We start from the raw sequence: 12,722 nt of genomic DNA on the forward strand, positions 1-12,722 counted from the left end.
AGTTCAAGCGGGAAAACGTGACGGCGGTTCAGGCCGCGGGCACGGCCAGGGCCGAGGCCGTGAACGCGCCCGGGCCACGTGGACGGGTTTCGCGCACCGCGGCGTCCTCGGGAAGTGCCCGCCCCTCCGCCACATGCGCCCAAGCCCGGTCCAGCGCGGCGTATCCGAATGGAAGCAGCGGCGCATGGCGGTCGCCGAAGTCGGGAAAGGCCAGGAAGGGGTCGAAATGCTGCGCGTAAGGCACCTTCCAGAACACCGGCGAGCGTCCGGAGGCCCGCAGCCAGGCCACGTAGGGTTCCGACGAGAACGCCACGGGGATCAGCCCATCCTGGGCGCCGTGCACCACGAAGACCGGCAGGTCTTCACGGGGCAAGGCCGCGGTCGTCGCGTCCACGGCCCGGCGCAGTTCCGCCGCGTCGCTGCCCTGCCCCGTCCACAGTTCGCGCAGGCAGAGGTTTCCCGGCAGGGTCGGGTCCATCGACAGGTCCGTGCCGCCCGCCAGCAGGATGCCCGCACCGGGCGGCGAGCCCGAACCGTCGGCCCACCAGGCCGCGCGGACGATCGCGTCGACCGGTCCGGCCATACCGTCGGTGTGCTGCGGGCGATAGGAAAACCCGCAAGGCATGTCGCCGACGGCGCGCCGAAGATAAGCGGATGCGTAGGCGACCGTCACCGTGCGCCAGATGTCCAGCGAGGTCGACGAGGCTCCGACGGCCAGCGCCTCGTCCTGCCAGCCGGAGGCACGCAACATGGCGAGGGCTTCCGCGGCTTGGTCCGTGGGCAGGATGCCGCCCAGCTGCCCATGGGCGCGCAGCGAGGCGCCGCGCAGGGCCCATGCCGGCGGCTGGGCAGCGGCCACCCGGGCGAAAGGCAGGCCGTCGAAAGCAGGGGCCGCCAGTGCCGCCGGCAACAGCACGGCGGCTTCGGTGGCGTAGTCGTAGAACGGCCGGCCATGGCCGGCGACGTGGATGTTGGGTGCGAGCGCGACGACGGCCGCGAGAATGCCGTCGGCATCCTCGCCGGCCGCACGCAGGACAGCGGCGCCGCCGTTCGACAGGCCGGTGGCGATGATCCGCGTATTGGCGGGCGTGAACGGAGCCTCCTCGGGAAAGGCGCGGTCGAGCATGGCAAGCCCGAAATGCGCCGCCTGCAGCACATGGCGCCCCCAGTCCGCCTCCGGGTTGTCGCCGGAATGCGCATGCCTCACGGCGATACCCGCCTGCGCCGGAGCGTCCCTAGGCTCGAATTCCAGCGGAGCCTCGCCCGCTTTCGCGCGCGTGCCGTCCAGCGCCACGCCGCTCCGGTCCGTCGTATCGAAATAGCCGCTGCCCGCGGCCTTGTCGGTGTACGCGACGGCGCAGCCACGCGGCAGGCCCCACGCCCCCGCGACGGCGATCGAACCGTAGATCCCGCGCGTGCCCGGCGAGGCGGTGACGACCAGGCAGCGTTTCGCGTGATCGAAGGCATCGGGCACCTGGGCCAGCACGCGGTGCGGCGCGTTCGCTCCGGGCAGGCTGGCGAAGGCCATGAACTCACGACCCGGCACGTCCGGCACGCCGCCGTAAAGCGTGCCGTAGCCACCGAGCGGCCCGAGGTCCGCGATGCCCTTCCAGCAACTCTGTATCGCTCGCCGCCGGAGTTCGGCAGGCGTGGGCGCCGCGGGCTGCGCGAACGTTGCGGGCGCGCCGGCCAGCCCGCGCAGGCCGAGACCCGCGCTCAGCAGGTCGTCGCTGCCACGATGCGTGGTGACGCGTACTTCGCCAACGCTGTCCATCGAAAACATTCCGTTTCTCCCGGCCAGGAAGCCATGACGATGAGCGATTGATGCATGCGGCGCAAGCGCACCTGCTAGTTACTCACCGTACGCGCAAAGCGCGGTGCACTTCTTGTCGTCGTAAGCCTTCGCGATCGTTTCGAGGAGGGAGCGGAACGCGGGCTCGCTGCCAGCCGCTGCCTGGTTTGCGGCTTCGGCGATCGGCGCCCGTTCGGCGACCGTCATGGCGGCTGCCATGGGAGGGGCGTTGTCCGCCATGGCAACGAGTGCGAGCTTACGGTTGGTTGGCGAAAGGGTTTTGTCGGCCGCCATCAGGATGGCCGAGGTGACCATGGCCGTCGCACCCATCCGCATCTGGCGCAGACCGCCCAGGCGGACCGGCGTGCGCTCGCTGGCGGGCAGACGCTGCATGTATTCCCCGAGCAGCGGAAGCTCATGGCCCGCACAATACGCACTGAAGGCGAGCATGGGCAGCAGCAGGTCCTGGTAAGTATGGCCGTTGCGGATCGTCAGTTCGAGGACGCGCGGCTGGTAGACGGACGGCCCTTGCGGGACAAGCGGCTTCAGCGAGGCGATGCCGGCCATCGAATAAGGCACGGAAACTTGCGCAGCCTTGCCGCACAGATCCATCACCGGTTTCATATCCGCGGCGGTAAGCGGCGCGTTGCCGAACACGCCCTGGTCCGTCGCCAGCGATAGGACTCGCTGCACCCTCGGATCGGATAAAGGGAGGGGTGGCGTCACCCCCGGCGTCCCCTGCCCGGCCGCGAGCGCGTCAACGGCCTGAGTGAAGGCGTCGGCGCCTGGAAGGTCGGTGGCGCCAACCGGTCTGGAGACCGCGCAGGCAAGGATGAACAGGCACGGTAATGCGCCGGCGCGTGGATTCGGCATCAAATTCCCCTGTTTGTTTACCCGGTGAGGGACGGCAACGATACCCGGACCGCCACGCGGTGGCGATGGACGCTCACCTTCCGCGGGCGGCAACCCTGGTGCCTACTCGGGTCCTCGATTTCCTGCGGGCAGCCCCGAATGCTCCGGACCGGGAAAGCTGTTCCAGGACTGCCCTTGGACGGCTCCTGGCCCGGCCGCGACCGGCCGCTCGCGCCCTGACCACCCCGTCATGCGGAAGTCGCCAATTTCCTTTATAATCGGCGGCTTCCCACACCAAAGAGGTGCACCGGCTGAAGGCCGGCGCATGACGCATGTCGATCGAAAACCTGCGCAATATCGCCATCGTGGCTCACGTCGACCACGGCAAGACCACCCTCGTCGACCAGCTCCTCAAGCAGTCCGGCACGCTCAACGAGCGCACCGTGCTTGCCGAGCGCGTGATGGATTCGAACGACCAGGAAAAGGAACGCGGCATCACCATCCTTGCCAAGAACACCGCGATCACCTGGCAGGGTAACCGCATCAACATCGTCGACACCCCGGGACACGCCGACTTCGGCGGCGAGGTGGAGCGCGTGCTGTCGATGGTCGACACGGTGCTGATCCTCGTCGACGCGATGGACGGCCCGATGCCGCAGACGCGCTTCGTGACCCAGAAGGCGTTCGCGATGGGCTTCAAGCCCATCGTCGTCGTCAACAAGATCGACCGTCCGGGCGCCCGTCCGGAATGGGTCGTCGAGCAGGTGTGGGACCTCTTCGACCGCCTCGGCGCCACGCCGGAGCAGATGGACTTCCCGATCGTCTACGCCTCGGCGCTGAACGGCTACGCCTCGCTCGACCAGGACGCCCGCGAAGGCGACATGACCCCGCTGTACCAGGCCATCATGGACCACGCGCCGAAGCCGGACGTCGATCCGGACGGCCCGTTCCAGATGCGCATCAGCCAGCTCGACTACAACAACTTCGTCGGCGTCATCGGCATCGGCCGCATCCAGCGCGGCACGCTGAAGAAGAACATGCCGGTGGCCGTCATCGACCGTGAAGGCAAGAAGCGCCAGGGCAAGGTCCTGCAGGTGCTGGGCTTCCTCGGCCTCGAGCGCATCGAGCAGGACACCGCCGAAGCCGGCGACATCGTCGCCATCTCGGGCATCCAGGAACTCACCATCTCCGACACCGTCTGCGCACTGGACACGCCCGAAGCGCTGCCGCCCCTGACCGTCGACGAGCCGACGATCAGCATGACCTTCCAGGTGAACAACTCGCCCTTCGTCGGCAACAAGGATCTCTCCGGCGGCAAGTTCCTCACCAGCCGGCAGATCCGCGAGCGCCTCGACCGCGAGAAGGTGCACAACGTGGCCCTGCGCGTCGAGGACGGTTCGGACGCCGACAAGTTCCTCGTCTCCGGTCGCGGCGAATTGCACCTCTCGGTGCTGATCGAGAACATGCGCCGCGAGGGTTATGAGCTCGCCGTGTCGCGTCCGGAAGTGATCATCAAGGAAATCGACGGTCAGCTGATGGAGCCGTACGAGCAGCTGGTGGTCGACGTGGAAGAGACCCACCAGGGCCCGGTCATGGAGCGCCTCGGCATCCGCAAGGGCCAGCTCAAGAACATGGAACCGGACGGCAAGGGCCGCGTGCGCCTCGAGTACATGATCCCGGCGCGTGGCCTCATCGGCTTCCAGAACCAGTTCAAGACCCTCACCCAGGGCTCGGGCCTGCTGTTCCACGTGTTCGACCACTACGGTCCGAAGGAAGAGGGCCAGATCGCCAAGCGCCTCAACGGCGTGATGATCGCGAACGCCGCGGGCACCACCCCGGCCTATTCACTCGGCCCCCTGCAGGAGCGCGGCAAGCTCTTCGCCGCCGAAGGCGACTCGGTGTACGAAGGCCAGCTCATCGGCATCCACGCCAAGGACAACGACCTCACCGTCAACGCCATCAAGCCCAAGCCGCTGACCAACATGCGCGCCGCCGGCAAGGACGATGCGATCCAGCTCACCCCGCCGATCAAGTTCTCGCTCGAGCAGGCGCTGGACTTCATCGACGACGATGAACTCGTCGAAGTGACGCCGAAGGAAATCCGGCTGCGCAAGAAGCACCTGACGGAAAACGACCGCAAGAAGGCCTCGCGCGGCCAGGGTTGACGGATACACCAGGGCCAGGGTGCCCTGACTGAAAAGCCCAGCGGAAACGCTGGGCTTTTTTTGTGTGAGGTTTTCCAGGAGACGGAGGCGTCCGGTGATACCGCCGGGATGGCCGGGCAAGTCGGTGAAAGCCCACTCTCCGCTGGCATGGCAGCCTGCTGACGTCAACGTCGAAGCGCGCCAAAGTGACTCCGCTCACGGAGTCCACCATGCGACATGCCCTGGCGCGCGCCGCCCTGCACCTGCTCATCCTTCTTTCAGTTGCATCGATGGCGCAGGCCGTCTCCGCAACCGCACCTGCCTGGACGCTCATCTCGTGGCGGCCGTGTCCCGCCGCACACGTGGACGAGACCTGGATCCGGCACTGGGGAAACCGCCTCGAATGCGGAAACATGCTGGTCCCGGTCGCCGACGACCAGGGCCAGAGCCGGGGGCTCATCAATGTGGCCATCATCCGGATCAAGGCCGGACAACCGCGCGACCGCAAGGGCTCCCTCTTCTTCAATTTCGGTGGCCCCGGCAGGGATCCGCGACGCATCCTTCCCGATCTCGCCTACCTGTGGTCGCTGGACGACGGAACGAAAGACGCCTGGCCGCTTACGCTGACGCAGCAGTTCGACCTTGTCGCCGTGGTTCCGCGAGGGCCGGGCCCATCGGCGTGCGACGCCGTCGCGGACGCGAAGCTCCCGCCAGCCGACAGCGAAGACGTCGCCTGGGACCGCTTCGTGCACCATGCCAGGGCCGTCGCCAACGCGTGCAACACGAATACGCTGGACGAGTACATGGGAACGCTGCAGCACGTGCAGGACATGGAGCGCTTCCGGCTCGCACTGGACGAGTCGGCGATGAACTTCATCGGCTATTCGCACGGCGCATGGCCGGGCGTCCTCTATGCGGCAACCTATCCCCGGCACGCCGGCCGCATCGTCCTCGATTCCCCCTTCAACTACACCCGCACGTTCCAGGACGAACTCGACGAGCATCCGCGGGCCTTACAGGAAATGTTCGACCAGCGCGTGCTGCTGCCGGCTTCGGCCGATCCGGCCTATGGCATTGACGCCGCGACCGCGCTGCGGCGCATCCGCGACGCGAATGCCCTCGCGCGCGCGGCATGGATCCCGGCGGTCGGCGGTCCGGCCGCGCTGGCCGCCATGCTGACCATGACCGATTGGGTCACCAGCGACGACGATATGGCGTGGAGCCGTCTCGCATCCCGCGTACTGAAGCAGCGTTTCAGCAACGACAGGAAAATCGACGACGCCATCCGCCCGGCTGCTTTGCACCTCGCATCCATTGCAAGCGACACCTTCGGCGCGCAAGCGAGCTTCAGCCGGAAGACTTACTACGGCATCGTCTGTGCAGACAGGCCCTGGCGCAAGGACTGGGCCAGCTTGCGGGCCACTGCGATGAGCCATGCCGCACTCTATCCGGCAGCGGATGCGGCTTACCTCTTCACGAATGCGGTGTGCCACCACTGGCACTCTCCCCCGCGCCCGGAGCCGGATCTCGCCGAGCTGGCGAACGCACCGCCGCTCCTGATCGTCCAGGCGGAGTTGGATCCGGTCACGCCGCTGACGTCGACCAGCGACGCATTCGCCGGTTCTCCGGGCGCTTATCTTATCGTCGCCTCTGGCATGTTCGGTCACGGCATCTTCGGCATGTCGCATACCTTCTGCGTGGAGCGTGGCGTGGCGGTTTATCTGCTTCGCGGGGAAAAGCCATCATCTCGCTTCTCCCACTGCGCGTTCGAGGAACGGACGCAACGCGAGATTCACGGTGCATCCGGATTGGACGAAGAAGCGATCCGGTTCCGGCTGAGAGAATTACTGCGGCGTAGCTGAGCCTGTATTGCCGACTCCGGCGAAGTGCCACCTGTCACCCATGCGAAGGACCGCCTGCATGAAGCTGCTCATTGACCGGCGGTTCGCCGGCGCCGCTGCCGTTATGTTCAACCTCGCTGCGACCGTGCATGCCGAAGCGAGGGCGGAGACGCCGGTTCCGGGCATCTCCTGGCGCCCGTGTGCCGGCGGCGGCCTGCCGGATGCCATCAAGGCGTATCTGGGAGACCGGCTCGAATGCGGCAGCATGTCGGTTCCGACAGCGAATACCGCCGAATCCGGCAAGACTTATGCCGGCTTCATGGACGTCGGCATGATCAGGGTCAAGGCAGGCGATCCGGCCAGGCGCCTGGGCTCCCTCTTCGTGAACTACGGGGGTCCCGGCGTCAGTCCGCTGCCCGTTCTTCCGCTGATGGCCTACGTATGGTCGATGCACTACGCCGGATCGGCGTCTGCAGGCATGCGCGACCTTGCCGCCCGGTACGACCTCGTGGCGGTGATCCCGCGAGGACTGAGAGGCAGCGGTGAAATCTCCTGCCCATCCATCCCGTCGATGGATCCGCGCATTCGCGCGGATGACCTCGCGCGGTGGCAAGCCACGGTGAAGGCGCACATCCGCGCCGCGGAAACATGTTCCGACTGGCGCCGGCAATTCATCGGCACCTCGAACCACGTAGCCGACTTGGAACAGGTGCGTCTCGCCCTGGGCGAGCCACGCCTGAACTTCCTCGGCATCTCCTATGGGACCTGGATCGGCGCCTACTATGCGGCAACCTATCCCGAACATGCGGGCCGCATGGTGTTCGATTCCTCGATGAACTATGCAGGCACCTTCAAGGAGCAACTCGAGGCCGGCAACCGGGCGATCCAGTCGGCATTCCATCGCGACATCCTCCAGCCGGTCATCTCCGACCCGCGCTACGGTCTCGGTAAGGACGCGACCGCCATCCTTGGGCGATTCAGGAACCTGCCACTACACGCATTGTCGCTATGGGCGCCACAGGTCCGCACGCCGGAGCACCTCGTGGCCGCGCTGGCCTTGGCCGAATGGCGCGGCCCGGGCAGAAAGATCGAAACGGACAAGCTGCGCGAGCGACTGGCGAAGCACCGTTTCAGCCCCGACGACACCCTGGACAGTGCCATTCGCGCCGCGGCGGAAGACATGCTGCGCGACGAACCGAAGCGCGACGTTCTCGGCCTCGCAAGTCCGGCAGACCTGAATTTTGCGGTCTACTCGAGCGTGGTCTGCGGCGATACGCCCTGGCCGAAGACACTGGACCATGTGCGAGGCAATGCCATGACGCACGCCTTCCTCTATCCAGCCGCCCAACCGTCCGATCTCGTCATGGCGTTGCTGTGCAGCGCGTGGCCCTTCCCTGCGAGGCAGCGCCCCGCGCTGGAACGGTTGGCAAAGGCACAGCCCGTTCTCATCGTCCAGGCGGAATTCGACGTCTCCACCCCGCTCAGCCTCGCGAAGAAGGCCTTCGTCGCTACGCCTGGCGCGTACATGCTGGTCGCCGAAGGCCTCCGGGGACACGGCATCTTCGCCAGCCTGAACGCTCGATGCATCGAAGATGCCGCGAGCCGCTTTCTCCTCACCGGTGAATTGCCGGCAAAGCGGTTCTCTTCATGCAAGTCGGCGCAGACGGACCCCGAGCGAAGCAGACGCGAGTCGCCGGAAGACAAGGCCGTCCTGGAACAAGCCGTACGCGATCTCAGAGCCCTGCTTGGGAATGGCTGAAGAAGGGATCACTAGCCTTAGCCCCCCCTTCGGAGCCGTCGATCGGGACGCCTTCCCCGCGTTGGCACCCGTGTCACGGTCGCGAGCTTTGACCGCACGCTAAAGTGCCGGGCATGGCAAATCATGACGACCGTGGGAAGGCATTCGTGCTCCCGGACTTACTGCGACCCGGCCTGCGTGTGGTGTTCTGCGGAACGGCCGCAGGCACTCGGTCGGCGCAGGAGGGCGCGTACTATGCGCATCCGGGCAACATGTTCTGGCGCGCGTTGTTTGCGGTGGGCCTGACGCCACGCCTGCTCGCGCCCGCCGAATACCCCTTGCTGCCGACCTTCGGCATCGGACTGACGGACCTTTCGAAATTCCATTACGGGAACGATGCCGAACTACCCATCGATGCCTTCGACGTCGCAGCACTGCGTGGCAAGGTCGCGCATCACGCGCCGGGCGCGCTGGCCTTCACCAGCAAGCACGGCGGCACGGCCGCGCTGGGCAAGGGCATCGCTTACGGCTTGCAGGAAGAGCGCTTCGGCGGTGTTCCCACCTTCGTCCTGCCCTCACCTTCCGGCCAGGCGCGACGATCATGGGATCTTCGCGTCTGGCAAGCCCTGGCCGACTTCGTGACGTCGAGGCCTGACGACATAGCTCAGCTACCGGGTGTGGACCGATAAGCCCGTACATCGGCCGGCGACACCGAAGCCGCCTTGTTCGACCACGCCTGGCGGATGTAAGTCACCACCGCAGCCGCGTCGTCGTCGTTGAGCTTCTGCGTAAACGGCGGCATCGAATAAGGCCGCGGGTTGTCCTTCGTGGCGGGCGCGAATCCACCTGACAGGACGATGCGGATGGTATTGATGCCGGTGGGATCCATGACCGAGGCGTTGCCGTCCAGCGGTGGATACGCCTCGCCCTTGCCGCGACCGTCGGCGGCATGGCATTCCGCGCATTGCTGCGCGTAGACCTTCTCTCCCTTCAGCGCCAGTTCGCGCGCGTTGACGGCTTGCTCGCGCTGCCGTAGTGGCTCGCGACCGGGCAATGATTTCAGGTATGTCGCCATCGCCGCGAGGTCTTCGTCGTTCAGGTGCTGCGTGCTGCGCATCACCACCTCGGCCATGGGACCGAACGCGGTTCCCTTCGCCGAGCGGCCCGTCTTCAGCAGCGCGACCACGTCCGCCTCGCTCCAGCCGGCGAGGCCTCCGTTCGCCCCCATGGAAAGGTCGGGCGCATACCAGTTCTGGACCGGCACGATGCCACCCGCGAGGAACGGATCCTTCGCCATGGCACCGAAGCTGTTGCGGCTCGCATGGCACTCGTTGCAATGACCGAGCCCCTCGACAAGGTACGCCCCGCGGTTCCACGCCGCCGAACGCTTCGGATCCGCCTGGTATTCGCCCTCGTCGAAATAGAGCGCCCGCCATGCACCCATCAGCGAGCGCATGCGGTACGGCCAGCGAAGCGTGTTCGACGTATCGGCGCGCTTCACCGGCGGGAGGCTGCGCAGGTAGGCGAAGATCGCATCCGTGTCCGCGCGCGTGGCCTTCGTATACGAGGTGAATGGAAACGCGGGGTACAGCGAGGTGCCATCGTGGCCGATGCCGGAGTGCATGGCGCGATAGAAGTCCTCGGCGCTCCAGTCGCCGAGGCCCGTCTCACGATCGGGCGTGAGGTTCGGCGCGGGGATGGCGCCGAACGGCGTTGGCACGACGCGGCCGCCGGCGAAGGGCTGGCCATTACGCGGCGTATGGCAGGCAGCGCAGTCACCCAGCGTGGCGAGGTATTGCCCGCGTTGCACGTCGTCCGTGGCGGAGACGGCCGTGGCGGCGAGGGAAAACGCGAGCCATGCGAACAGACGCGAGGAGGTCTTCATCGCTCAGCCTCCCAGCACGCCGCAGCGGAGCGGCGGCTTCACGCTGCCAGCCGGCTCCGCGTGGGCATCGGCAGGCACCGGGCGCTGGGCCAGCCAGGCGGACACGGCGCTGATGTCGGCATCGCTCAGGCGGCCGGCGATGGTCGCCATGCAGTCGGGCTCGACGGTACGGCGGGTATCCGTGCGCCAGGAGCCGAGTTGCGCGCTGATGTAATCGTAGGGCAGGCCCACCAGTCCCGGAATGTCGGGTTGCACGCCGGTGAGGTTCGGACCATGGCAGGCCATGCAAGCCGGCACGCCACGTGCGGGGTCGCCCCGCGTGACCAGCTGTTCGCCGCGCGTCATCGCGGCGGCCGTCGTCGGCGGCACGGGGTGCTTCGCGTACGGCACATCCTGGCCGGCGAAGTATTCCGCGATCTCCTGCATGTAGGCATCGGTCAGCGGCGCCACCATGTACTCCATGATGTCGTAGTGACGCAGGCCGCGCTGGAAGTCCTGCATCTGCCGGTGCAGGTAACCGGCAGGCTTGCCGGCGAGGCGCGGATTGAACCCGTTGTCGCCGCCCTCGCCATGCTCGCCGTGACAACTCGTGCAGGCGGCGATGCGCTGGGCCAGCGTGTCGGGAACAGGGGGCGAATCGGCGGCCGGCACGGGCACGGCGCAGAGCACGGCGGCCGTGGCGAGCAACCGGCGAAGGAGACGACGCATGTGGCACTCCCTGGTGGAACGTTGGCTGGCCCGTGACGCATCCGGGCATGGCATGAGCGCAGTATATGCCCGGGGCCATCCGGTTAAGATGAGTGCGACGCTTCGTCCGACCAGGGGGAAAACCGATGCAGCATCGCTGGACCAGGCCTTTGGCCCTCGCCGCCGCCATGGCGCTGTCGTTCCACGTGGCGTCCGCCGCCCAGGCTCGCGAGGCGGGCGAGGACGACGCCTTCGCATCCATCGCCGAGGTACGCGCCGCGTATGCGTCGGGGTCCCTCACGCCGGAGGGCCTCACCCGGCTCTTCCTGGATCGCATCGCGAAGATCGACAAGGCCGGCCCCACGATCAACTCGGTGCTGGAGACGAATCCGGATGCCCTGGCGATCGCGCGCAAGAGCGGTGGCGCGGGACCGCTCGCGGGCGTCCCCATCCTGCTCAAGGACAACATCGATACCGGCGACCGTATGATGACCAGTGCCGGCTCGCTGGCCCTCACGGTGAAACCTGCGCCGCACGATTCCGAAGTCGCCGCCCGTCTACGCAAGGCGGGCGCGGTCATTCTCGGCAAGACGAACCTCAGCGAATGGGCGAACATGCGCTCCAACCACGCGACCAGCGGCTGGACCGGGCGCGGAGGCCTCACCGTGAATCCGTACGTGCTCGACCGCAATGCCTGCGGTTCGAGCGCGGGATCGGGCGCTGCGGTCGCGGCCGGCCTCGCCACGGTGGCGATCGGCAGCGAGACCGACGGCTCGATCATCTGCCCCGCCTCGATGAACGGCCTCGTCGGCATCAAGCCCACGGTAGGCCTCGTCAGCCGCACGGGCATCGTGCCGATCTCGCATAGCCAGGACACCGCCGGGCCGATGGCGCGCAGCGTCGCGGACGCGGCGGCGGTGCTGAGCGCGATCGCCGGCTCCGATGCCCGCGATCCCGCCACCGCCGAAGCGGACAAGCACGCCACCGATTACACGAAGTTCCTCGACCCGAACGCACTGCGCGGCAAGCGCATCGGCGTGGTGCGGGCACTGGCCGGCATCGAGCCGAACGCGGATCGCGCGCTCGAGCACACCATCGCGCTGCTGAAGGCACAAGGCGCGATGGTGGTCGACAACGTGGAGATTCCGCACCTGAAGGAACTGAGCGAGCACGAGATCGACGTGCTGCTCTACGAGTTCAAGCACGACATCGCCGCTTACCTGGCGACGCGCCCCGACCAGCCGATGAAGACGCTGGCCGACCTCATCGCCTTCAACAAGCGCGAGGCGGCGAAGGAGATGCCCTGGTTCGGACAGGAGTTGTTCCTTGCGGCGCAGGCGAAGGGCGGCCTGGACGATCCGGAATACGTCGCCATGCGCGACAAGAACAAGCGTCTGGCGGGTCCGGAAGGCATCGACGCGGCGCTGGCGAAGGACAAGCTCGACGCGCTGCTCGCACCCAGCTGGGGTCCCGCCTTCGTCAACGACCTTGTGCTCGGCGACCACGTGGTCAGCGGCGATCCCACGGTAGGCGGCGTATCCGCGCCCGCGGCCATCGCCGGCTACCCGTCGATCACCCTGCCCGTGGAGTTCGCCCACGAGCTGCCGATCGGCGTGGTCTTGTTCGGCGCGAAATGGAGCGAACCCACCCTGATCGCCATCGCCTATGGCGTGGAGCAGAAGGCGAAGGCGTTCCGCCGGCCAAAGTATTTGCCCACCTTACCGGTCAGGTGACGTCGCTTTCCGGGGAGCGAGCGTTTCGACACTGTTGAGGACCGGCGAAC

Annotated in this window: 9 protein-coding genes; 5 read left to right on the forward strand and 4 right to left on the reverse strand. The window is 67.0% G+C overall.

Annotation, left to right across the window (positions count from 1 at the left end; translation table 11 throughout):
* Positions 1–28 precede the first annotated feature (28 nt).
* Positions 29–1,774, reverse strand: coding sequence for a 3-hydroxybutyrate oligomer hydrolase family protein (locus ACR9ZH_RS02590; RefSeq protein ID WP_481289202.1), 1,746 nt, complete (start codon positions 1,772–1,774; stop codon positions 29–31).
* A 78-nt stretch (positions 1,775–1,852) separates the two neighbouring features.
* Positions 1,853–2,485 carry a hypothetical protein gene (locus tag ACR9ZH_RS02595; protein ID WP_481289203.1) on the reverse strand — a complete coding sequence of 211 codons (633 nt, stop codon included), beginning with the start codon at positions 2,483–2,485 and terminating at the stop codon, positions 1,853–1,855.
* Positions 2,486–2,976: 491 nt separating this feature from the next.
* Here ACR9ZH_RS02595 and typA point away from each other — a divergent pair, with 491 nt between their 5' ends.
* The 4 genes from typA (at position 2,977) to ACR9ZH_RS02615 (ending at position 9,056) form a co-directional block, all read left to right on the forward strand.
* Positions 2,977–4,809 (forward strand): translational GTPase TypA, encoded by a 1,833-nt coding sequence (gene typA, locus ACR9ZH_RS02600; RefSeq protein WP_481289204.1) that lies wholly within the window; start codon positions 2,977–2,979, stop codon positions 4,807–4,809.
* 209 nt (positions 4,810–5,018) lie between these two features.
* Positions 5,019–6,650, forward strand: coding sequence for an alpha/beta fold hydrolase (locus ACR9ZH_RS02605; RefSeq protein WP_481289205.1), 1,632 nt, complete (start codon positions 5,019–5,021; stop codon positions 6,648–6,650).
* Between the two features lie 58 nt (positions 6,651–6,708).
* Entirely contained in the window at positions 6,709–8,388 is a 1,680-nt protein-coding gene (locus tag ACR9ZH_RS02610) for an alpha/beta hydrolase (protein ID WP_481289206.1), read from the forward strand.
* A 113-nt stretch (positions 8,389–8,501) separates the two neighbouring features.
* Entirely contained in the window at positions 8,502–9,056 is a 555-nt protein-coding gene (locus ACR9ZH_RS02615; protein WP_481289207.1) for a mismatch-specific DNA-glycosylase, read from the forward strand.
* On the opposite strand, the gene ACR9ZH_RS02620 is transcribed toward ACR9ZH_RS02615, so the two are convergent.
* Both ACR9ZH_RS02620 and ACR9ZH_RS02625 read right to left on the reverse strand, forming a co-directional pair.
* Entirely contained in the window at positions 9,032–10,252 is a 1,221-nt protein-coding gene (locus ACR9ZH_RS02620; protein ID WP_481289208.1) for a c-type cytochrome, read from the reverse strand. The genes ACR9ZH_RS02615 and ACR9ZH_RS02620 overlap by 25 nt on opposite strands.
* Positions 10,253–10,255: 3 nt before the next feature.
* The gene (locus tag ACR9ZH_RS02625; RefSeq protein ID WP_481289209.1) at positions 10,256–10,960 is read right to left on the reverse strand and encodes a c-type cytochrome; all 705 of its coding nucleotides are present in this window, start codon (positions 10,958–10,960) and stop codon (positions 10,256–10,258) included.
* Between the two features lie 125 nt (positions 10,961–11,085).
* Between ACR9ZH_RS02625 and ACR9ZH_RS02630 the strand changes: the two genes are divergently transcribed.
* Positions 11,086–12,672: an amidase gene (locus ACR9ZH_RS02630; protein ID WP_481289210.1), complete on the forward strand. Its 1,587-nt coding sequence runs from the start codon at positions 11,086–11,088 to the stop codon at positions 12,670–12,672.
* The last annotated feature ends 50 nt before the right edge of the window (positions 12,673–12,722 follow it).

Source organism: Luteibacter sp. SVR4-7G, assembly GCF_056755555.1.

Coding starts and splice junctions, on each gene's coding strand:
- ACR9ZH_RS02630 (WP_481289210.1), top strand. CDS start 11,086: ATGCAGCATCGCTGGACCAGGCCTTTGGCCCTCGCCGCCGCCATGGCG.
- ACR9ZH_RS02610 (WP_481289206.1), top strand. CDS start 6,709: ATGAAGCTGCTCATTGACCGGCGGTTCGCCGGCGCCGCTGCCGTTATG.
- ACR9ZH_RS02590 (WP_481289202.1), bottom strand. CDS start 1,774: ATGGACAGCGTTGGCGAAGTACGCGTCACCACGCATCGTGGCAGCGAC.
- ACR9ZH_RS02625 (WP_481289209.1), bottom strand. CDS start 10,960: ATGCGTCGTCTCCTTCGCCGGTTGCTCGCCACGGCCGCCGTGCTCTGC.
- ACR9ZH_RS02605 (WP_481289205.1), top strand. CDS start 5,019: ATGCGACATGCCCTGGCGCGCGCCGCCCTGCACCTGCTCATCCTTCTT.
- ACR9ZH_RS02615 (WP_481289207.1), top strand. CDS start 8,502: ATGGCAAATCATGACGACCGTGGGAAGGCATTCGTGCTCCCGGACTTA.
- ACR9ZH_RS02620 (WP_481289208.1), bottom strand. CDS start 10,252: ATGAAGACCTCCTCGCGTCTGTTCGCATGGCTCGCGTTTTCCCTCGCC.
- typA (WP_481289204.1), top strand. CDS start 2,977: ATGTCGATCGAAAACCTGCGCAATATCGCCATCGTGGCTCACGTCGAC.